Origin of the sequence: Streptomyces goshikiensis, from assembly GCF_014650555.1 — a bacterium.
Lineage (GTDB): Bacteria > Actinomycetota > Actinomycetes > Streptomycetales > Streptomycetaceae > Streptomyces > Streptomyces goshikiensis.
This window is the reverse complement of the sequence record NZ_BMVE01000002.1, coordinates 1049160-1070334: the sequence shown is the minus strand read 5'-3', so window position 1 is coordinate 1070334 and position 21175 is coordinate 1049160. Positions and strand designations below refer to the sequence as shown.

General features: G+C 70.9%; 23 protein-coding genes. 11 read left to right on the top strand and 12 right to left on the bottom strand.

What is annotated here, in order from left to right:
• Nucleotides 1-66: 66 nt before the first annotated feature.
• Complete coding sequence (locus IE248_RS09940; protein WP_190030426.1) at nt 67-1002, bottom strand: 5'-methylthioadenosine/S-adenosylhomocysteine nucleosidase family protein; 936 nt, start codon at nt 1000-1002, stop codon at nt 67-69.
• A gap of 156 nt (nt 1003-1158) precedes the next feature.
• Here IE248_RS09940 and IE248_RS09935 point away from each other — a divergent pair, with 156 nt between their 5' ends.
• From IE248_RS09935 to IE248_RS09925, 3 genes are all read left to right on the top strand, one after another.
• Nucleotides 1159-1725 carry a hypothetical protein gene (locus IE248_RS09935; protein WP_229895209.1) on the top strand — a complete coding sequence of 189 codons (567 nt, stop codon included), beginning with the start codon at nt 1159-1161 and terminating at the stop codon, nt 1723-1725.
• 263 nt (nt 1726-1988) lie between these two features.
• Complete coding sequence (locus IE248_RS09930) at nt 1989-2171, top strand: hypothetical protein (protein WP_190030425.1); 183 nt, start codon at nt 1989-1991, stop codon at nt 2169-2171.
• A gap of 727 nt (nt 2172-2898) precedes the next feature.
• Nucleotides 2899-3390 carry an NUDIX hydrolase gene (locus IE248_RS09925; protein ID WP_190030424.1) on the top strand — a complete coding sequence of 164 codons (492 nt, stop codon included), beginning with the start codon at nt 2899-2901 and terminating at the stop codon, nt 3388-3390.
• A gap of 8 nt (nt 3391-3398) precedes the next feature.
• Here the strand turns inward: IE248_RS09925 and IE248_RS09920 are convergent, their stop codons facing one another.
• The 3 genes from IE248_RS09920 to IE248_RS09910 all read right to left on the bottom strand — a co-directional run bounded on the left by IE248_RS09920 (nt 3399) and on the right by IE248_RS09910 (nt 5201).
• Entirely contained in the window at nt 3399-3587 is a 189-nt protein-coding gene (locus tag IE248_RS09920) for a helix-turn-helix transcriptional regulator (RefSeq protein ID WP_190030423.1), read from the bottom strand.
• Between the two features lie 504 nt (nt 3588-4091).
• Nucleotides 4092-4274 (bottom strand): hypothetical protein, encoded by a 183-nt coding sequence (locus IE248_RS09915; protein ID WP_229895208.1) that lies wholly within the window; start codon nt 4272-4274, stop codon nt 4092-4094.
• A gap of 57 nt (nt 4275-4331) precedes the next feature.
• Complete coding sequence (locus IE248_RS09910) at nt 4332-5201, bottom strand: hypothetical protein (protein WP_190030422.1); 870 nt, start codon at nt 5199-5201, stop codon at nt 4332-4334.
• A 662-nt stretch (nt 5202-5863) separates the two neighbouring features.
• Between IE248_RS09910 and IE248_RS37255 the strand changes: the two genes are divergently transcribed.
• Nucleotides 5864-6160 carry a hypothetical protein gene (locus IE248_RS37255; RefSeq protein WP_229895207.1) on the top strand — a complete coding sequence of 99 codons (297 nt, stop codon included), beginning with the start codon at nt 5864-5866 and terminating at the stop codon, nt 6158-6160.
• Nucleotides 6161-6467: 307 nt separating this feature from the next.
• Here the strand turns inward: IE248_RS37255 and IE248_RS09900 are convergent, their stop codons facing one another.
• Complete coding sequence (locus tag IE248_RS09900; protein ID WP_190030420.1) at nt 6468-7433, bottom strand: pirin family protein; 966 nt, start codon at nt 7431-7433, stop codon at nt 6468-6470.
• A 105-nt stretch (nt 7434-7538) separates the two neighbouring features.
• Between IE248_RS09900 and IE248_RS09895 the strand changes: the two genes are divergently transcribed.
• From IE248_RS09895 to IE248_RS09865, 7 genes are all read left to right on the top strand, one after another.
• Entirely contained in the window at nt 7539-7898 is a 360-nt protein-coding gene (locus IE248_RS09895) for a tetratricopeptide repeat protein (protein WP_190030419.1), read from the top strand.
• 62 nt (nt 7899-7960) lie between these two features.
• Nucleotides 7961-9163 (top strand): methyltransferase, encoded by a 1203-nt coding sequence (locus IE248_RS09890; protein ID WP_073772859.1) that lies wholly within the window; start codon nt 7961-7963, stop codon nt 9161-9163.
• Between the two features lie 28 nt (nt 9164-9191).
• Entirely contained in the window at nt 9192-9950 is a 759-nt protein-coding gene (locus IE248_RS09885) for a MerR family transcriptional regulator (RefSeq protein WP_229895206.1), read from the top strand.
• Between the two features lie 118 nt (nt 9951-10068).
• Nucleotides 10069-10710, top strand: a complete 642-nt coding sequence (locus tag IE248_RS09880; RefSeq protein WP_047960781.1) for a DUF6230 family protein — start codon at nt 10069-10071, stop codon at nt 10708-10710.
• Nucleotides 10701-11297 carry a DUF6114 domain-containing protein gene (locus IE248_RS37250; protein WP_229895205.1) on the top strand — a complete coding sequence of 199 codons (597 nt, stop codon included), beginning with the start codon at nt 10701-10703 and terminating at the stop codon, nt 11295-11297. Before IE248_RS09880 ends, IE248_RS37250 begins: the two co-directional genes overlap by 10 nt.
• The gene (locus IE248_RS09870) at nt 11294-11944 is read left to right on the top strand and encodes a hypothetical protein (protein ID WP_100580158.1); all 651 of its coding nucleotides are present in this window, start codon (nt 11294-11296) and stop codon (nt 11942-11944) included. The genes IE248_RS37250 and IE248_RS09870 overlap by 4 nt, the downstream gene beginning before the upstream one ends.
• A gap of 138 nt (nt 11945-12082) precedes the next feature.
• Nucleotides 12083-12391, top strand: coding sequence for a DUF2087 domain-containing protein (locus tag IE248_RS09865; protein ID WP_037798669.1), 309 nt, complete (start codon nt 12083-12085; stop codon nt 12389-12391).
• A gap of 56 nt (nt 12392-12447) precedes the next feature.
• On the opposite strand, the gene IE248_RS09860 is transcribed toward IE248_RS09865, so the two are convergent.
• From IE248_RS09860 to IE248_RS09830, 7 genes are all read right to left on the bottom strand, one after another.
• Nucleotides 12448-13926, bottom strand: a complete 1479-nt coding sequence (locus IE248_RS09860) for a YncE family protein (protein ID WP_190030418.1) — start codon at nt 13924-13926, stop codon at nt 12448-12450.
• Nucleotides 13927-13986: 60 nt separating this feature from the next.
• Nucleotides 13987-14547 (bottom strand): hypothetical protein, encoded by a 561-nt coding sequence (locus tag IE248_RS09855; protein ID WP_073796642.1) that lies wholly within the window; start codon nt 14545-14547, stop codon nt 13987-13989.
• Nucleotides 14548-14843: 296 nt separating this feature from the next.
• A complete protein-coding gene (locus IE248_RS09850; RefSeq protein WP_190030417.1) occupies nt 14844-16274 on the bottom strand; it encodes a dihydrolipoyl dehydrogenase family protein in 1431 nt (476 codons plus the stop codon).
• Between the two features lie 43 nt (nt 16275-16317).
• Nucleotides 16318-16725, bottom strand: coding sequence for a thioredoxin family protein (locus IE248_RS09845; RefSeq protein WP_073796644.1), 408 nt, complete (start codon nt 16723-16725; stop codon nt 16318-16320).
• 64 nt (nt 16726-16789) lie between these two features.
• Nucleotides 16790-18229, bottom strand: coding sequence for an aldehyde dehydrogenase family protein (locus IE248_RS09840; protein WP_190030416.1), 1440 nt, complete (start codon nt 18227-18229; stop codon nt 16790-16792).
• Nucleotides 18230-18549: 320 nt separating this feature from the next.
• Entirely contained in the window at nt 18550-19749 is a 1200-nt protein-coding gene (locus IE248_RS09835; RefSeq protein ID WP_008740314.1) for a thiolase family protein, read from the bottom strand.
• 265 nt (nt 19750-20014) lie between these two features.
• Nucleotides 20015-21130, bottom strand: coding sequence for a LacI family DNA-binding transcriptional regulator (locus IE248_RS09830; RefSeq protein ID WP_229895204.1), 1116 nt, complete (start codon nt 21128-21130; stop codon nt 20015-20017).
• Between the last annotated feature and the right edge of the window lie 45 nt (nt 21131-21175).

The window sequence follows — 21175 nt, the reverse complement described above, 5'->3', positions numbered from 1 at the left end:
TCAGCTGGACAACGGAAGGGGAAGCCGGCCCGGACCGTGTCTCGCCCTCCGGCCTCCCGTCGTTACTCATCTGGGAGTTACCCGCGGTCCATTGGTGATGGACTGGTTGCCGTTCTGTACGGCGTTGACGACTCCCTTGCGGTCCGCTTTGTTGATCTGCCGCAGCGTCGGCCCGGGGGTGAGCGGGCCGACGACGGGCTCGGATCCATCAGCTGGGGCGGCCTCCACGAGGTCGTCCGGCAGCGCGGCGATGACAGCCATCGCAGCGGCTGCGGCATGTGAGGCTGCGATCTGCTGGCTGCCGCCGGCATCAGCCGACGCCTTGGCCCCGTTGGCGAGGTCGCTGATGCCCCGGATCGTCAGCGAGTCGACCTTCCCGAGGGCAGCTGCCGTTGCGAGTCCCGCACTCTCCATCTCAACGGCAACCGCGTCGTTGAAGACTCGGACGAGCCGCTCACGTAGTGGGGAGTCCATCGAGTTGAGGACCGTCTCGCCAGCTGCGACCGGCTTTACGTGGACCTCTGGTAGCCGGTCAGGTCGGTACGCAATCAGGCGGATCCGTTCCCGCCATGCCGAGCCGCGCAAACTGTGCAACGCAGTTTGCAGCAGGGCGTGCGAAGGGCTCCAGGCCGCTGGGCGGGCGAACTGCTCGTCGGGGCCGTGCTTGGACCCGTCGTACGCGTAGATCTTATCCGCGACCACGACGTCACCGAGCCTGACATCGGACTTCAGGCTGCCCGCCACCCCAACGAAGATGATCGCCAGAGGTGCGAAGGCTGCCCTAAGCTGCTCTGCGACCACGGCCGTCCGGAGGTTCCCCGGCCCCACTTCCGCGATGACGACCTGGCGTTCCGATCCGGTCACAGTACCAACCTCGCACCACGTGCCCTCGTGGATCACGCGACGCGGGTCGAGTAGGTGCTCGCGTACCGCGTTGTACTCAAGACTGATCGCCGTCAACACAACGACTGGGCTGATCAAGCCGAACTCGCCTTCGAGCAAAGGACTTTACCTCCGGGATCACGATTCCCAGCGAGCTTACCTCCGCCCACCGACAATTGTGCCCCACAGCAAGCCTCCACCCAGAGGAAGCGGCAGTTTGCGAGCAGCGGCGATGACGTCTGCCGGGTGGCTGAGCCAGACTGTCCGGACAGAATCTTGACTCTCAACACCAAGGGAACAAACGTGACTACGAGCGATGACCTCACTGTCGGCAAGCTGCTCCTGGCCGAGTACGACAGGGTGAAGGAGGAGCAGAAGACTCGAATAGGATTTCGGGACAATCTGCTCTACGTCACACTGGCGGCGATGGTGACAGTGCTGATCGGCGCGGCGCAGACACGCCAGCCCGCCTTGTTGCTGGCCCTGCCTGCAGCGACCTCCGTTCTCGGCTGGACCTATCTGGCGAACGATCAGAAGATCAGCGCGATCGGCCGCTATGTCCGTACTGATCTAGGGTCTCGCCTGGCGACGCTCACCGGCGAGCAAGAGAGCCCTTTCCGGTGGGAGTCTGCACATCGAGGGGATAGTCGCCGGAAGCAACGGAAGATCATCCAGTGTGCAGTTGACTTGATTACCTTCATCGCAGTTCCGATAGCATCTCTCGCGACGTTCTGGGTTTACGGTGCAGAGTCGTCCCTGTCGGTAATTATCTCCATTCTGGAAGCGTTGGCAGTCACCATTCTCGCTGTTCAGATAATCCAGTACGCGGATATCGCAGAGTAGAAGAATAGCCGACGAGCATAGGACCCATTCGCATTTCCGGCGACTGTCGGTCGCTCACCAGTTCGTAAATTCTCAGTGCATCTGAGCTCGATTGCCAGTTGTGGCACCATTCTTAGGTCGTTCACACAATTACGCCGTACTCAGGTGCGAGATTTATTCGAGGCGGTCGCTGCCTCGGCCCGGCAGGGGCACAAGGTGCAGCTGCGGATCCCGGATGGGCTCTACCCAGAACCGCGCTACGGCCCCGGTGCCCCCTGTTCAGGGTGGATGGGGACCTGTACGGCATGGCCCGGCCTTGCCCCGGCCTGCTCGTGCCGTCAAACGGGGTCGGCCAGCTGACGGTGTTCGACCGGAACGAGACCGAGGCCAAGCTGCTGGCTGGCGTGAAGTGCAAGGAGCTCGTGGTCTTCGATTTGCCGGAGCATGAGCAGCTCGTCTTCAGATAATCCGACCGCCCCGCGGCCAACAGGGCGCCAGAGGGCGGGCCGAGCACGCGCCGGACTGCGAGCATTGCCAACTGCACAGATTCACCTCGCTACAGTTAAGCACCAGTCGAGCCGTCTGCCCTGCCTGCTCTCCACCGGAGCGGTACGGGCGGAACAACAGTAAGTCCGTCCAGATCATCAATCACCTCAACGGCTTCATCAACGGGCCGTCACCTACGGCGGCGTACTCACCCATCTGCTGTCGTCGCGGCGTGCGCACCTTGGGTGCCGTGTTCAAGCTGAGAACCGGTGCTGTGCCTGGTGATCATTTAGGCACTGACTCGACGAAGCAGGGCAAGCCAGTGGCAGCCGCGCACCGGTATCGCCGCCGTGCGCGATATATGAGCTCCCTTCCGCACCAACTCTTACGAAGTCATCCTGGTGACATGGCGACCCTCCCGAGGCTCCCTGCCCCTCTTGCGCCGTCCCGCACGCCCTGCTGCCTACGAAAGGAATCGGGTACGGGTCGGTCAAGGACCACAAGGTCGAGCCCCGAGCACTGGTGCTATGTCCGGGCAGCATGGTCCACGTCGCTTACGCCGAGGCGCGGGCGTGGCAGCTCGAGTTCGAGCGAGCCCAGCAAGACGCAGCAGCGTCGGCCGCGTCGGATGAAGGACTCTTCTAGGGATGACGATCGGACAGCCGCCCCTATGCAACTCACCACAGCAACAACGAGGAGCACGCGAGGATGACCCACCCCAGCGTCCCGTCGGTCATCGCCACCTCCCGCCCCGACGATGAGAGTGTCGTGAGTAGCGGACAGGCGTCGCTGGATGGCAGCGCCGTCCCTGCGCCATGGGTAGCAGGTGCGGTTGTGGTTCACGAGGGGCGCGTCTTGCTCGTCCGGCGAAGTGTCGCTGAGGGCCAGCTCTCATGGCAGTTCCCGGCGGGCAAGGTCGAGCCGAGCGAGTCTTTCGAGGAAGCCGCCGTCCGCGAGACGAAGGAGGAGGCCGGGGTGGACGTGGTCGCCGTGGTCCCGCTGGGCGAGCGGGTACATCCGATCACCGGACGACGGGTCTCGTACACGGCCTGCGAGCTGGCCGGCGAGACCGCGCATGTCGCGGACTTCGACGAGATTGCCGAGGTCGCGTGGGTGACTCTGTCAGAGATCCCGCGATACATCCCGTACGGACTGTTCGAACCGGTCCAGCGGCACCTGGACGTCGTCCTTCAACCTTGACGTAGCTATCAGGACGAGAGCCGCTGCTGCTTGACCCAAGCCTGCACGTCCGAAACCTTGAACTGGATCTTCGCGTTGCGGCCAGCGCCGAACTTGTAGGGGGTAAGCCCCAGGCGTGGCGCTTCCCGGTAGACCCACTGGACGGACATGTTCAGGTAGGTCGCTGTCGACTTGGCGTCCATGAATTGCGGCGTCACGTGGCACTCCAGGGCTTACGTGAGGGATCAGAGCCCCGCGCCCTGACGTCCAGCAGCCTCGCAGCGGCCCTCGGGCTTGGTGAGGCCGTGCATCTCCGGTACATGGTCCTGAGCGAGCAGATGAGCGCGAGACCTTGGCGTGGACTGGGTGACTGCACTCAGGGCCGGTCATCGACACACGTGGGCTGACGCGGTGGATGGACTCCCACGCCCAGTCGCAGCCCAGGTCCATCTACGTGGCGTCGAGCCGCCCCCGGTGGTTGTGATGAGCGGTGAATCCCACATGCACCTCCATATCCATATGGCGAGTGACGTTCCATTGTCGATCGTCGACCTTGGTTGACTCCGCCGGAAAGGAGCAAGGGGCACCTGCGCCAGCCGCCAATCGGCTTCGGTTGAAGTCACGCGGAGGGGTGTGCACGGCCCTCCGCTGATACGTGCGCCGGACGGGTCCATCGTCAAGCACCGCGCGAACCAAGGGATCGCCGGCTACCTAGTGCCGTATCAGGCAACGTTCGCCCTGTCGACGACGGCGCGTAAGCGCCGGTCGTCGGCACGGCGGTTTCGCGAGATGAGCGACGGATCATGCTGCCTTGCTTTCTTGTGGCTGGCGTGATCGGTGCCGTCGAGGGTGAAGTAGCGCAGGGCGGTGAACTGGGCCTCGATGCGGTTGAGCCAGTGGTTCATCCGATCGGGGCGGTCGCCATCGTTCGACCCTCGGCCGCAGGAAGCCGCGTGGGTCCCTCAGCTACCGGAGGGCGACGGACTCTCTCCGGCTTTAGCGCGCGCGATGAAGAACATCGCCATCGTGACCGACTCAGGTGGAGCGACGCCGCCTGTCACAAGCATCCCCCTGGTTGCGGCATGCAGGACGAGGCCCTTGGCCTCCAGCCCAGCAATAGTGTTCGTGATGTCCCTTTTTGCTTCAACGACCTGAACATCGAACTCTTCGACGTGGGCGGAGATTTCCAGCCAGTCCTTGAACGTCTGGAGGGACTCCGCCATGAGGTACTCCTCCTCCTCGGTGACGTGCTTCGGCCCATCCGACGAATAAGACATCACGGACGCGGACAGGATCGGCCACAGGTCGCGCCCCGTCCTCATGAGGCGCGGTGATGGCGGCGCATCGGGGTCAGGAACGATTCGTACCGGCTGCGGCCTGGTCGACGACAGCAGGTCGATGACCCTGTCGATCTGCTCCTGGTTCAGCTTGCAGATCTCATCGACCAGGGTCCTGAGTCCCCACACCTCGATGATGACACCCGCGAACAGCGGTCGGAGATCGTTGTCTATGAACTGGTCGACCTCGCCCGGCAACGTGTCGTTGGTGAGGAAGCGCCACACCTTCACGTCCCGGTGCTCCCTGAGGCACCCCTCCAGGTCGCCGCGGATCTTGTTCTTCGTCTTGTCGATCCGCTCGCCGCGCGTCGCGTGCGCCGCGAAGAAGACCCGAGCCTTCGGACAGTACCCGTCGTTCTTGGTGTCTCCCTTCGGGCCAGCCGCCCGAACCGCTTGGTAGTCGCCGGGGTACAGCTCCAGACCGAGCCGGTCCATACAGTCCTGGAAGGCGTTGCCCTCAAGGAGGGCGAGCTGACCTGCAACGAGCTTCCTCATCGAATTGTCATCCACAGTGACCATTACCTCACGACCATGCATCCCATACAGCAGGGTTGGGGGATCAAGAAAGCCTGGAGGCGCTGTTGGATCTGGTGGGCAGCGCAATCAGGTGCCGCAGGTTGTTCTCGCCGGCCACCGCACCTACATCCTCGATCGGCGCCTACGCGCCGTCGTCGACAGGGCAACGTTGCCTGACACGGCGCTAGAGGCCGTCTGGCGGCACCGGCCAGAGCCACGCCTCAGGGGCTCTGGCGGACGCCCAGTACAGGCATCTCGCGCGGGGGTCCACGAGCCGGGGACTGGACGGTTTTCGGTCAACATTGTCCGACCCAGTGAGACACAGCCGGACTCAGGCGGACGCCGGCGAACGCAGACGGACGGGTTCTGTGGGGTTGCGCCTGGCCGGTCTGCATCCGGCCCTCGTTTTGACCGGAGCGAGCTGCGCAACACTTCACCTCATGCCGAGCTTTCAGCAGAGGAAGGCCGTGGGGGACGCCCACGAGCAGCGCATCGCCGAGGAACTGACCGCGCGCGGATGGGCGGTCAACCCGTGGGGGCAGGGAGTCCTCACCCATCCTGTTCAAGCCGCACTCCGGAAGACAGACAGCTCCCTTCGATGGACTCCCGACCTCCTTGCCGCCAAGGAGGGCCACGTTGCAATGATCGACTGCAAGAACAGCATGACCAGTCGGGCGACACATCGTCATGCGATCGAGAGCGCCGCGGTCCGCGCACACCTCCAGCTCGTCGCGTGGACCGTACTGCCCCTCTACTACGTGTTCGACAGCCTCGACGTCCTCACCCCGTACGACGCCCTCGCAGCGGGGCAGACCGGCCCCCACTCGGTCGCAGGTTCAGGGGCTCCGTATCTGCTCGTGCCTACGACGCGCTGTCGCACCTTCGACTCGACGTTCGGCTCGCGGAGGCGGCCGCCCGTCGCGAGGGACGCGGCCTGAGCTCAGCGCCCCGCCAGTCCCGCTGCTCGGTACAACACGTTGCACCGAGCAGCGTCGCGCTTCAAACGCCACCGAGAACCTCATGGCGAGACACCAGCGGGCCTGACGAACTGTCACCAAAGTCAGCATTGGGTCAGCATTAGTCCTGGCAAAGCTGACCCCACCAGGTCACACATGGGAAAGCACACAGCCGCGGAATCAGCTTCTGGGAAACCCGGCCGCGAGCCTCTCCGGAACGGTCTCCGCGGGACGCCACCTTCGCTCCGGCTGTTCTCGGGCCGATCGGCCCGGTCTGAAAACGTGCAGGTCAGCGTACCCGCCCACGCGCCTTCAGCGGCCCCGGCGGGAGCTGCGGCGCGGGGATCGGCGGGCCGTCGTAGCCCTTTACCTCGCCGAAGCGGGTGCCTTCCATCCAGTCCTTGCGGGCTTGGACGATCTCCTCGTTGCTGCGGCCGATCCAGTTCCAGAACATCACGATCTCCTCCTCGAACGGCTCGCCGCCCAGGAGCATCAGGCTCGCGTCCGAGGTTGCCCTGAGGGGGAGTTCGGTGCGGCCGCAGCCCAGGTAGAGCATCGAGCCCGGAAGGACCGGGACGTCGTCGACGCGGGCTTCGCCCGACATCGACAGGACCGCGTACTCGAAGTCCGGGTTGAGCGGAAGCCGGGTTTCGGTGCCCGACGCGAGGGTCAGGTCCGCGCCCACGATCGGGCTGTACGCGGTGCCCGGCGAGGTCGCCGTGTCCAGGGTGCCCAGGATGACCGTCGCGGTCAGGCCCGGCGCCGTCACGTGCGGCAGCTCCGCGTGGTGCTGGAAGTGGGGCTCCACGTCGCGGTGGGCGTCGGGGAGGGCCACCCACAGCTGGGCGCCGTGCAGGAAGCGGGCGTGCGGGCGCGGGCTCTCCTCCGAGTGGCTGATGCCGCGGCCGGAGGTCATCAGGCCCAGCTCGCGCGGGCGCACCGTCGCCAGGCTGCCCACGCTGTCGCGGTGCAGGACCTCGCCCTCGTGGAGCCAGCTCACGGTCTGGAGCCCCGCGTGCGGGTGGGGCGCGACCTGCATGCCGGGCTCGTCGGCGATGTCGTCGGGGCCGTAGTGGTCCACGAAGCACCAGGCGCCCACCATGCGGCGGCCCAGGTTCGGCAGGAGTCGGCGGACCTCGGTGGACTCACCGAGCTTGACCGTGCGCGGGCTCAGCAGCTCACGCACGGGCTCGGCCACGACGAAGCCGCGGCCGCCGCAGGTGGAGAGAGCGGGCTGGTGTTCGAGATTGCTCATACCGCACAACTTAGTACCGGGGGCCGGATCCGTTCCGTGGAATGTCCGGGCGGGCGGCCGTGTTGGAGGCAGCGGACACACCACCCGAACGGCGGAAGGGACGCCATGAACACGCCGACGGCGTACTACGAGCAGGGGACCGCGGCCGAGCGCTGGGAGCGGGGCCGGCTCTTCTTCGACGCGAAGGAGTACACGGCCGCCGCCCGCGTCCTGGACTCGCTGGCCGGCGAGGCCCCCGAGCAGCTCGCGCCCCGGCTGCTGCTGGCCCGCGCCTACTACCACTCCGCGCAGCTCACCCGCGCCGAGGGCGAGCTGCGCGCCATCCTGGAGCGCTGGCCGGTGGAGGACTACGCGCAGCTGATGCTCGGCCGGACCCTGGAGCGCCAGGGCCGGGCCGCCGAGGCCGCCCGGTACCTGCGCATCGCCGCCGCCATGGCCGGGGAGTTTCCCGAGGACGAGGGCTGAGCGGCGCCACCCGGGCCGTTCGTGCGTGGCCGGGCCCCGCCCTCGGTTAGCCTGGGGGCACGATGAACCGTCTGACCACGCCTTTCGGCTCCTACGAGCTCACCCGCTTCCCCGAGGACCCGCGCGACCGGCTCCGCGCCTGGGACGCCGCCGACGAGTACCTCCTGCGCCACCTCGACTCCGGTACGGGGGACCGCGGGCCGGTGGATCTGGCCGGCCGGCAGATCACCGTGCTCGGGGACAGATGGGGGGCGCTGACGACGGCGCTCGCCGCCCACCACCCGACGCAGATCACCGACTCCTCGCTGACCCGGTCCGCCACCGCGGCGAACCTGGACCGCGCCGGGATCGGGACCTCCAAGCGCACGGTGACGTTGCTGACCACGCAGGACGCCCCGCCGGAGCGGATCGACGTGCTCCTGGTGCGGGTGCCCAAGAGCCTGGCGCTGCTGGAGGACCAGCTGTACCGGCTGGCCCCGCACGTGCACGCGGGCACCGTGATCGTGGGCACCGGCATGGTCAAGGAGATCCACACCTCCACGCTGCGCCTGTTCGAGCGGATCCTGGGCCCGACGAAGACCTCGCTGGCCGAGAAGAAGGCCCGGCTGATCTTCTGTACGCCGGGCTCCCCCGCCGCCGCCCGCCCCGCGGCCGCGGACCCCTGGCCGCTGACGTACACGGCGGACGAGGACGCCGGCTCGGGCGCGGGCCTGACCGTGGTCAACCACGCCGGGATCTTCTGCGCCGACCGGCTCGACGTCGGCACCCGCTTCTTCCTGCAGAGCATCCCGACCAACACCGACGGCGCCCGTGTCGTGGACCTGGGCTGCGGCAACGGCATCGTGGGCACGGCGGTCGCGGTCGCCGACCGGGACGCCGAGGTGGTGTTCACGGACGAGTCGTACCAGGCGGTCGCCTCGGCGAAGGCCACCTTCCGCGCGAACGTCACGCACGAGCGGGAGCGGGCCGACTTCCTCGTCGGTGACGGCGTGGCCATGCTGGACCCCGGTTCGGTGGACCTGGTCCTGTGCAACCCGCCGTTCCACTCGCACCAGGCGACGACGGACGCGACGGCGCTGCGGATGTTCGCCCAGTCCCGCAAGGTGCTGCGGCAGAGCGGCGAGCTGTGGGTCGTGGCCAACCGCCACATGGGCTACCACACGCACCTGAAGCGGCTGTTCGGGAACTGCGAAGTCGCGGCGAGCGAGCCGAAGTTCGTGGTGTTGCGGGCCGTCAAGCGGGAGCAGCGCCAGCGGCCCATGTGACCTGCCGGTACGTCCTACACTCGGCCGCGTGGGCAGCCAGGTGGAACAGGACGCAAGCAGCGGCTCCGGGCGCTACCGCCGGGAGGACGTGGCGCGGGCGGCGGGCGTCAAGGTCCGCAACCTGCGCTACTACCAGGAGCGCGGGCTGCTGCCGCCGCCGCGCCGCGAGGGCCGGATCGCCTGGTACTCCGACGAGCACCTGGCCCGGCTGCGGCTGATCAGCGAGCTGCTGGGGCGGGGCTACACCGTCAACGGCATCGCCGAGCTGCTGCGCGCCTGGGAAGAGGGCGGCGGCCTGTCCCAGCTCCTGGGACTGGAGCGGGAGATGACCCGCGACTGGATCCAGGAGGACCCGGTCACCATGACCCGGGCCGAGCTGCGGGAGCTGTTCGGCCCGACGGTGACCGCCGAGGACACCCGGCGGGCGGCCGAGCTGGGTTACGTACGGATCGACGGGGACCGGATCACGCACCGGAGCCGGCGGCTGCTGGAGGCGACGCTGGCGCTGGTGCGCCAGGGGGTGCCGCTCGCGGAGATCCTGGACGCGGGGGACTTCGTACAGGCGCAGGCCGCCGCGCTCGCGGACCGGTTCGTCGGATTGTTCCGGCGGCATGTGATCGGCGCGGAGGGGCTGGAGGGACTTTCGGCCATGCAGCTGGATCACATCTCCTCGGCGGTGGCGGCGCTGCGGCCGGTGGCCGGCGAGGTCGTGGCCACCGAATTCGCGCGGGCGATGGGGCAGCGGGTGGAGGCGGAGGTCGCCGAACTGCTGCGCGGGGAGCGGTGACCCGCGAGTAGGAGTCGGCCGAAAAGCAGCGCTCGCACAACCTTGCCAACCACCATTGGCACTCTTACATTCAACTCGTCGGTAACAACGGTGCACAGCCGATATAAGGGACGATCTCATGGCAGATTCCCCGCACTTATCAGGCGAGTTGTCCACACCCGAAAGCGGAGCCGGCGGTGTTCGATGGCGCCGGTTCGCCCTTCTGACCGTACCCGCCATCGCGGTGACCGCGGGCCTCGGCATCGCCCTCGCGCAGGGCGCGCTGGCCGCCTCGTTCGCCGTCTCCGGGCAGCAGTTCAAAGTGTCGGCCAGCAGCCTGGAGGGCGAGGGCTTCGCCCAGTACGGCAGCGTGGACGTCAACGCCCGCAACGAGCTCATCCCGGTGGCGGTCACCGCCATCCGGGAGGCCAAGCTCCACGACCTGTGCCAGTCGGTGGTCACCACGCTCCCGGTGATCGGTGACATCTCGCTCAACCTCACCGCCGGCGGCAAGACGCCGGTCGAGGCGAGCAACCTGTTCGTCGACGCGACGCAGCTCTCCGGCGACGCGGTCTTCAGCAACATCGAGATCGGGCGCGACGCCTCCACCCTCGACAAGGGGCCGGCCGAGGCGCAGGGCATGCAGGACCTGTTCGCCCAGCAGGCGGACACCGTCAGCATCACCGGTCTCCACCAGACGGCGTGGGCGACCAACGCCGGAACCTTCAAGCTCTCCGGGCTGAGCATGAACATCAGCAAGGGCAAGAAGGAATGCTTCTGAGCCGCCGCCGGTCGCGGTCGCGGACCGAAGCGCGGTCTCGAACCGAAGCGCGGTCTCGGACCGAAGCGCGGTCTCGGACCGAAGCGCGGTCAGGGTCGCGGTCTCGGTCCTGGTCCTGGCAGCGCTGGAGGCGGTGGCGACGCAGCAGGCCGTTCTGGGGCGGGCTCCTCACCCTCCTCTCCGGGGCCTGGATCTGCGTCCTCCCGCTGGCACCGTTGAAGATCATGCTCCAGCAGGGCGTGGCGGGGATCCCGTCCGTCCTGATGGGAGCCGTCCTGATCGTGCTCGGCCTCACCGGCTGGTTCGCTCCCCCGCAACGCGTCCTGGCCGGGATCCTCACCACCCTCATCGCGACCGCCGCGCTGGTCCTGTCGAACCTCGGCGGGTTCCTGATCGGCACCCTGCTCGGCATCCTCGGCGGCGGCCTGATGTTCGCGTGGCAGCCGTACGCGGACCGTCGCGCCGGGAACCGGACCACAGAGAACCGGACCGCCGGAGGCTCCGCCTCGCCCCCGGCCGACGGCGAGCCCCGCACCCCCACCCCCACGCCCACCCCGCACCACGATCCCCAAGGAGCACAGCCATGAGCCGTACGCGCACCGCGCTCGCCCTCGGGATGGCCGCGGCCGGAGCCCTGTCGCTGGCCTCGGTCACCGCCACCGCCACTCCGTTACCGCTGGCCGGGTCGACCACCGTCACCCCGGCCGGGCATTCCTTCAAGGCCACCCTGAGCGGGAAGGCCACCCTCAAGGCCGGTTCGGTGACGGTGACCTGCAGCGTCTCCGCCTCCACCGGCACCGTCCCGGCGGCCCCCGGCAACCAGAACCCGGCCGGGGCGGTCTCCTCGCCGATCTCGCCGCCCACGTACAGCTCCTGTAGCTCCAGCATTCCGGGCGTCACCCCGACCGTGACGACGAGCGGCGCCTGGACGGTGTCGATGCAGAACGGCTCCCCGATCACCGCCACGATGACGGTGCCGGTGGGCGGCCTCGTCGTCCACACGACCGGCCTGGCCACCTGTACGGTCACCGCCGCCCCCACCGCCCCGGGCGCGGTCGGCGGCACCTGGGTCAACGGCGCCCCGCCGAGCCTGACCTTCACTAATGCGTCCGTCCCCGTCCAGGTCACCGGCACCTTCGGCTGCCCGACGAGCGCGACCTCCTCCACCTTCAACGCCGTCTACAAGGTCACCGACACGACCGACCCGACGCAGCAGATCACCGTCGGCCCCTGACCCACCCCGCACCACCGGGCCCGCCGCCCCCACCCACCCGGGGCGGCGGGCCCGCGCACGTGCGCGACGGCCGTGCCGGCCGCGCCGGGTGGGGAAAAATGCGTTGCACGCCGGGAGGGGGCGGAGGAGGGTCGGGGGATGTCACAAAGCACCGCTGAACCGCAGGCCGCAGACCGTACGACGCAGCGAGGGGTCGGTGACCTCTTCTCCTCCGACGGGCGGCTCATCGCCATCCCCCGCAGGGCCGCCCGCCGCGAGCAGTTGCTCGCGCACCTCACCGAGACCCTGTTCGCGCGGGACCGCGACTACACCGAGCCGGAGGTCAACGACGCGCTGCGCGCCGTGCACGAGGACTGCTCGGCGCTGCGGCGCTATCTGATCACCTCGGGTCTGCTCACCCGTACCCGGGACGGCAGCAGCTACCGGCGGGCCACGACCACCTCGTAGCGGGTCGTCAGCCGCCTCCCGGAGCACAGCACTTCGGCGGCCCGCCGGGCGCCCGCTCAGCCAGGGCCCGTACGGCCCGGGCGGCCCGCGCGGAACCGGATCAGGGCCCACCCCGCCAGGGTCAGGGCGGCGGCCGTCCCGGCGAGGGACAGCACGGTGGTGCCGGTGGAGGCGAGGGAGCCGTGCGGGGCGGGAGCGGGCGCCGCACCGGCCGCCGGCGGCTGCCCTCCGGTGCCTCCGACGACCGCCCCGGGCGCCGCCGTGGAGCCGGCCGGGGCGGGCGCGGGTGAGGCGGCGGGAGACGTCGCCGTACCGGGACCGGTCGGCGTACCGGCGGAAGCCCCCGGCGACGGGGCCGACGCGGACGGATCCGGCGAAGGCGAGGGGTGCGAGGACGGGTCCGGCGAGGGTGCGGGCGGTACGAACCGCTCCAGGCGGGTGATCGTCCCCTGCGCGGGGCTGCTCACCAGCACCACCTCCGCCCCGGGCTGCACGGCGAGGCTCGCCACCCCCAACTGGACCTGATTGCCCGGAAGTACGACGGGCCGTACGAGTTCGGTCAGATCGGCGGACCGGTGCACGGTCAGCGTTCCGTCGTTGTCGCTGCCCGGCAGCGAGGGGTCCCCGGCGTCCTGCCAGACCACGAACGCCTGCCCGGTCGCGGAGTCGAACCGCGCCGCGCGGGGCAGGTCCTTGCCGCTCAGGGCCCCGAGCCGGGTGCCGGTCGCCGCGTACACGACGACCGAGTTGTCCAGGCCCACCCACACGGCGCCGGTCTGCGGATCCACCTCGGTGAACCCGCCGAAGCCCTCGCCCGCCGGGAGTTCCACGGTCGCCACGACCGCCAGCCGCTCCGTATCGACCTTGTACAGGCGGCGGTTGGCGAAGTCCGTGAACCACACCGTCTTGCGCGCGGCGTCCACCGCGAAGGAGTCGCCGCCCTCCAGGGTGAGCGAGCGCCGTACCGCCGCCGTGGCGAGGTCCACCTCCGCCAGCACCGGCCCCTGCGCCACCAGCGCGGTGCCGGGGCCGGTGCCCGGGCCGATGTCGGTGACCGTCGCTCCCGCCACCCAGGCCCCGGCGGCCGCCTCGTCGCCGGTCCTGGCCGTGCCGATGCCGCGCAGCGGATAGCCGAACACGACGCCGTCGCCCGGGAGCGCGGCGCCGATCCGGGTGACGGCGCGGCGGGCGAGGGTGCCCGTGGGGCCCGGGATCCGGGTGACGGTGCTGCGTACGGAGCCGTCGGCGGGGTTCAGGACGTACAGCCCGCCTTCGTTGACGTCGGCGGTGTCCGCCAGGTCGTCGGAGCCTACGTACAGGTTCTTCGACTCGGGGTGCAGCAGCAGGTCACGGGGTTTGCCGGCGGTGGTGAACCGTCCCGCCTCCCGGTAGGTGACGCCGCCGGGCGCGGCCTGCGGTGACGGCGCCGCCGGTTCCGCTCCGGCGCCACCGGCCGTGACGGCCACGATCAGCGCGGCCGCGGTGGCGGTGGTGAACACGAGTGCTCCGGTGACGCGCGGGGCGTGGGGTTTCATGACTTCCTCGGCAGGCGGCGAACGGCGGCAGCGGCGGCGGACAAGGCCGTCGGAGCAGGGCTAGTTGAAGGCCACCGGGACGTGGACGTCGTACGTGCGGTTGCCCGAGTTGAAGTGGTCCGCGCGGGTGACGACGGCGCACTCGACCGTCTCGCCGCATATCTGGCCGTTGCCGAGGTCGGCCTTGACGTGGATCGTCACGCTGAAGGTGCCGCCCGCGCCGAAGCGCGAGGTGTTGGGCAGGGTCCCGCCGAGGACGTTGGAGACCCAGTGCGAGGCGCCGGTGGTGCCCGCCTGGTCCGAACCGCCGAGGCAGGGCGTCGGCTTGGCGGAGCCCGGCGCTCCGCTGACCGCGCACAGACTCACGTAGATGCCCTGCCCGGTGTTGTAGCCGCTGCCGGTGACCGTGATGTTCTCGCCGGCCGCGGCGGCGGTGCCGGGTGCGGTGAGGCTGAGCCGGTAGGTGGTCCCGCCGTCGGTGACGGTACGGGTGGAGGTGGCGGCGGAGGCGGAGCCGGCCACCCCGAGCGCGAGCGCGACGGCCGCGGTGGCGGCGAAGGCGGCGCGGGCCACGAGGCGGGCGGCGGTGCGGGGCGTACGGGGCAGGTGGGCGGCGCGCATGGGAAGACACCTCTCCGATGGGGAGCTCGATCAAGTTAGGCAAGGCTAACCTAAGCATGATCTTCGCCGAACCCCGCGCCGTCACCGCGGCCGGATACCGGCGCCCGCCGCCGGGACACCGCGCGGATCGCCATCGGGCACCGGGCGGGGCCGCGCAGCAGGGCCACGCAGCGGCTTCGCGCGGCAGGCGACGACCCGAAGCCCCGCCGAGGCGCCCGTCCCCCGCCCCCTCGATATGGCCGAAACCCCCACCACCACCCGGTTCCGCGCCCGCGCCGCGGAACCGGCCGTCCGCCCTACCCCCGGTACGCCTCCAGCAGCCTGAGCCAGATCTCGCTCACCGTCGGGAACGACGGCACCGCGTGCCACAGCCGCGCGATCGGGACCTCCCCCGCCACCGCGATCGTCGCCGCGTGCACCAGCTCGGCCGCGCCCGGCCCCACGAAGGTCACGCCGAGCAGGACCTCGCGGTCCAGGTCCACGACCATCCGGGCCCGCCCCCGGTACCCGTCGGCGTACAGCCCCGCGCCGGACACCCTGCCGAGGTCGTAGTCCACCGCCCGCACCCGGTACCCGGCCCGCCCCGCCTCCGCCAGGGTCAGTCCCACGGCCGCCGCCTCCGGGTCGGTGAACACCGCCTGCGGGAGCGCCTCCGTATCGGCGGTCGCCACGTGCGCTCCCCAGCGCGAGGTGTCGAGCTCACCGGACCCCGCCGCGCGCGCGGCGATGACGGCGCCCGTGATCCGGGCCTGGTACTTGCCCTGATGGGTGAGCAGCGCCCGGTGGTTGACGTCGCCCACCGCGTACAGCCAGTCGTGCCCCGGCACCCGGCAGCTGTCGTCGACCGCGATCCAGTCCCCCGGCTTCAGGCCGACCGTCTCCAGCCCGATGTCCTCGGTGCGCGGCGCCCGGCCCGTCGCCATCAGCAGCTCGTCGCCCTCCAGCGTCTCGCCGCCCTGCAGCACCACCCGTACGGGCCCGGTCGAGCCCTCCCGTACGACCGCCTCCACCGAGACCCCCGTACGGACCACCGCGCCGGCCTCGCGCAGCGCCTCGGCGACCAGCTCGCCCGCGAAGGGCTCCATCCGGGGCAGCAGCCCGGAGTCCCGCGCCAGCACGGTGACCTGCGAGCCGAGGCCCTGCCAGGCGGTGGCCATCTCTGCGGCGACCACCGAACCGCCGACGATGAGCAGCCGCCCCGGCACCTCCCGGGCGGACGTCGCCTCGCGGCTGGTCCAGGGCCGGGCCCCGGCGATCCCGGGCACGTCCGGGATCACGGCCCGGGTGCCGGTGCAGACGACCACCGCGTGTCGGGCGGACAGTACGTGATGCTCCCCCTCGGGGCTGGTGACCGCGACCTTCCGGGACCCGTACAGCCGTCCGTGTCCCCGGTAGAGGTGGACGCCGATCGAGCCGAGCCAGTCGAGCTGGCCGTCGTCGTTCCAGTCGTTGGTCCAGTAGTCGCGGTGCGCGAACACCGCGGCGGTGTCCAGCGGGCCCCCGACGGCCCCCGCGAGACCGGGGACCCGGCGCGCGTCCGCCCGCGCCAGCACGGGGCGCAGCAGGGCCTTGCTCGGCACGCAGGCCCAGTACGAGCACTCCCCGCCAACGAGCTCGCTCTCCACGAGGGCGGTGCTGAGCCCGGCGGCGCGGGTCCGGTCGGCGACGTTCTCGCCGACCGGGCCCCCGCCGAGCACTACGACGTCGTACTCCACGGCTTCGGTCATACGGACCAGTGTCACCGCAGGCCGGGCGCCGTGTCGCGCAATCTCAGGCCTCCGGCGTGCCGGACCCGGGCTCGCCGGCCGATGCCGCCTTGTCCTGCTCGGCGGCGATCTTGGCGCGGACCTCGTCCATGTCGAGCGCGCGGGCCTGGCCTATCAGGTCCGTCAGCGCGGCCTCGGGCAGGGCGCCGGGCTGCGCGAAGATGGCCACCTGGTCCCGGACGATCATCAGGGTGGGGATCGAGGTGATGTCGAAGGCGGCGGCCAGCTCCTGCTGGGCCTCCGTGTCCACCTTGGCGAAGACCAGGTCCGGGTTGGCGGTCGCGGCCTTCTCGTAGACGGGGGCGAACTGCAGGCAGGGCCTGCACCACCCGGCCCAGAAGTCGATCAGCACGAACGGGTTCTCGCTGACCGTCTGGTCGAAGTTCTCCTTGGTGAGCTCGACTGTTGCCACGGTTCTCCAGACCTCCTGAGTGGTTCCTGTGCTCGGTGAACGACGTACGCGCCCGGGGCATTCCTCAGAAGGGGTGGCCGGCCGGCGTGGCGCGGGTCGTGGTCCAGCGCAGCTCGGTGAAGGCGTCCAGGTTCGCCTCGCCGCCGAACCGCGCGCCCGTGCCGGAGGCGCCGACCCCGCCGAAGGGGGCCACGGCCTCGTCGTTCACCGTCTGGTCGTTGATGTGCGCGATCCCGGTCGGGATCCGGTCCGCGAGGGCCAGCCCGCGCGCCGTGTCCCGGGTGACGATGCCGAGGGACAGTCCGTACGGGCCCTCCGAGGCCAGCGCGACCGCCTCCTCCTCCGTCGCGAAAGACCGTACGGGCGCGACCGGGCCGAAGACCTCCTGCGCGTAGGCGGGGGTCTCGTCGGTGACCCCGGCGAGCACGGTGGGCCGGTAGAACAGGTCCCGGTGGGTGCCGCCCGCGACGAGCTTGGCGCCCTGCGCCGTGCTGGCCTCCACCAGCGCGTGAACCCGCTCCAGCTGGGCGCGGTCGATCAGCGGGCCCAGGTGCACGCGCTCGCGGTGGGGGTCGCCCACCGCGAGCTCCTCGGCCCGCGCGGCGAGCCGCTCGACGTACTCGTCGTACAGCGAGGCGTGGACGAGGTGGCGCCCCGCGGTCATGCAGATCTGGCCCTGGTGGAAGAAGGTGCCCCAGGAGGCCTGGGCGACGGCGGCCTCCACATCCGCGTCCCGGAGTACGACGAGGGCGGAGTTGCCGCCCAACTCCAGGTGCGCGCGCTTGAGGTGACGGCCCGCCAGTTCGCCGACGGCGCGGCCGCTGGCCGTGGATCCGGTGAAGGACACCACCCGTACCCGGGGGTCGGCGACCACGGCGGCCCCCGTCTCGCCGCCGCCGGGCAGCACCTGCAACAGCCCGGCCGGGAGCCCGGCGGCCGCGAAGACGGCGGCGAGCGCAAGCCCGCCGCAGACGGCGGTACGGCGGTCCGGCTTGAGCAGGACCGCGTTCCCGAGCGCGAGCGCCGGCGCGACCGAGCGGATCGACAGGATCAGCGGGGCGTTGAACGGGGCGATGACGCCGACCACCCCGGCCGGGACCCGGCGGGTGAAGGACAGCCGGGGCGCCTCGCTCGGCAGCACCTGGCCGACCGGGCGCGAGGCCAGGGCGGCGGCCTCGTAGCATTCCTGGGCGGCGACGTGCAGCTCGAAGTCGCCCTTGCCGGGTATAGAGCCGGACTCCCGCACGATCCATTCGCGCAGCTCGTCGGCGTGCGCGGCGAACAGGTCCCCGGCGCGGCGCAGCACCGCCGCTCGCTCCAGGTGGGTGGCCCGCCCCCAGCCGTCCTGCGCGGCCCGGGCGCGTACGGCGGCCTCCGCGACGTCGGCGGGCGCGGCGAGGCCGATGGTGGCGAGGGTACGCCCGGTCGCGGGTTCGACGACGGGGGCGGTACCGCCGGTGAGGGTGGGTCCGTCCTGCCAGAGCGTCGGGTCGAGGAGCGGCATGGCGCGGGGCCTCCGGTGGGGATCGGCGGGATCGGCGGGGGGCGGGCGCGGCGGGCGGTGGGGCGGCGGGCCGCGGCACGCGCCATCGTGCCAGACCGGGGGCACCACTTCTGTTCAGTTATTGGGCAGTTGACGGGACGCGATGACCGGAAACGATCGACCGGCGCGGGCGGGGCGGGGCCCGAACCCGGCCCCGCGCCCGCCTTCGATCCGCGTCTCCGACCCTCGCCTGCGCGCCTGCGCGCCTGCGCGTCTCCGCTCCGCCGCAGTCAGCCCTGGTCAGCCCCGGTCAGCCCCGGTCAGCCCCTGATCAGCCTCCGTCAGCGTTCGAGGACCAGCGCGATGCCCTGCCCGACGCCGATGCACAGCGCCGCCATACCGGTACCGGAGCCCGCCGCCGCCAGCTGGTGCGCGACCGACCCCGCGAGCCGGGCGCCCGACGCGCCCAGCGGGTGGCCGATGGCGATGGCCCCGCCACGCGGGTTCAGCACGGCGCGGTCCAGCTCGGGCCATGCCTCCAGGCAGCCCAACGCCTGCGCCGCGAACGCCTCGTTGAGCTCGAAGACCCCGAGGTCGCCCAGGCTGCGGCCGGCCTTGGCCAGCGCGTTCTGGACGGCCTCGACCGGACCGAGCCCGAAGAACTGCGGCTCGATCCCGGTGACCGCGGAGGCGCTGATCCGGGCGAGCGGCTCCCGGCCGGTGGCCGCCAGGCCCGCCTCGTCGGTCAGCAGCAGCGCGGCGGCGCCGTCGTTGAGCGGGGAGGAGTTCGCGGCCGTGACCGTACCGGTGCCGTCCGTCCGGAAGACCGGCTTCAGCCGGGCCAGCGCCTCGGGGGTGGAACCCTCCCGGACGCACTCGTCCCGGACCAGGTCCACGCCCGGGTACGGCACGACCTCCTTGTCGTACAGCCCCGCCGCCCAGGCGTCGGCGGCCTTGCGGTGGCTCTCCAGCGCGAAGCGGTCCTGCGCCTCCCGGCTGATCCCGTACTTCTCGGCGATGAGTTCGGCGCTCTCTCCGAGGGAGATCGTCCACTCCGCGGGCATCCGCGGGTTGGTCATCCGCCAGCCGAGGGTGGTCGACCACATCTCCTGGTGACCGGCGGGGAACGCCCGCTCCGGCTTCTGGACCACCCAGGGGGCCCGGGTCATGGACTCGACCCCGCCCGCGATCGCCACCGAGGCATCGCCGAGCGCGATCGCGCGGGCGGCCTGGATCACGGCTTCGAGGCCGGAACCGCAGAGCCGGTTGACGGTCACACCGGGGACGGTCACCGGGAGCCCGGCGAGCAGTACGGCCATCCGCGCCACGTCGCGGTTGTCCTCGCCCGCGCCGTTGGCGTCGCCGAAGACCACATCGTCGATGCGGGCCGGGTCGAGGTCGGGCGTACGGTCCACCAGCGCGCGGACCACGTGCGCGGCGAGGTCGTCCGGCCGGACCTTGGCGAAGGCGCCGCCGAACTTGCCGATCGGGGTGCGGACGGCGTCGACGACGTACACGTCGCGGACGGTGCGGATGCTCATCGGGGCTCTCCTGGGCGGATCCGTACGGGCGGCGGCGCGGCCGGTGCCGGGATGGGCACCGGGGGACGACGCCGGGACGCCCGGTAGGGCGCGCCCGAAGTCTCCGTCCGCCGACGACCGACTGTCAACGCTCCCCTGAGCCGACCTGGGGGAACCGATCCCGGCCTGACGAGGCGACCGCCGGTCGGGGGCGGGGGCGGGCCGGGCCTGCTGGGCCGGGGTGGGGTGGGGTGGGGCGGTTCCGGCAGCGGCGGGGCGCGGAGGGTCAGGTTGAGTCTCGGTGGAGGGCCATGGCCGTCATCAGGTCGTGCCGTTGTGTGAGCTCCGACGGCTCGCGGACCGCCTGGTCCACCAGCGAGGCCAGGTGGTCACCGGTCGGCATCCCGATCTGCACCGTGCTCAGCCGGGGCCGCAGCAGCCGCCCGATGAGCAGGTCGTCGGCGCCGATGACGGCGACGTCCTCCGGCATCCGCAGCCCCTCGTCCTGGAGGGCCCGCATGAGCAGCATCGCGTACTCGTCGTTGTACGCGAACACCGCGTCCAGGCCGAGCGAACGCCACCGGGCGGCGAGCCCGGCGGCCGACTCCTCGGTGTAGGACATGGCGAGCTGTTCGATGCCGATGTCGATGCCACCGGCCTCGGCGGCCGCGGTCACTGCGGACCGGGCTCCCGCCAGCCGCGGCGCGGAGAACAGCTCCAGGCCGGCCTCCTCCGGGACGACCACGCCGATCCGGCGGTGCCCCCGCCCGATCAGGTGCTCCGCGGCCCGCGCGCCCACCTCCGTCTGGTCCATGCCCAGCGCGTGCGCACCCGGCACTCCCACCGGTCCCAGGGTTATCACCGCGCGCGCCCCGGCCCGCTTGAGGGTAGCGACGTTGTGCGCGGACAGGGCGATCTCGCCGAGGGAGATCACCGCGACGGGCCGCAGCTCGGCCCAGGCGCGCGCCGCCTCGTCCCCGCTGAGCCCGAGGCTGCCGTACTGGACGACGGTGTAGTCGAGGCGGCGCAGGGCCCACTGGAGCTCGTTGAAGAAGGCACTGTAGAGCGGGCCCACCGGCACCTGCGAGATCGGCAGCAGCACGATCCGGGTGTGCCCGGCACGCAGGCTCCGGGCGGCGGCGTGCGGGACGTACCCGAGTTCCTCGGCGGCCTCCCGGACCTTGCGCCGGGTCGGCTCGCTGATGCGTACGGCTTCCGCGTTGTTCAGGACGTACGAAACCGTCGCGCGGGAGACGCCGGCGAGGCGGGCCACGTCGGCGCTGGTCGGCACGGGGGACGGGGTGGCCGGTGCCGGCGGGATGGTCCGCCGCTGCGTCGACTTCGGCGGCTTGGGTGGCTTGGGTGAATTCGACGGCTTCGGCGGCTTCGATGACTGAGACATTGCCGTGGCATCCTTCCAGACCCGTTGCGGCCCGGGGCTGACAGA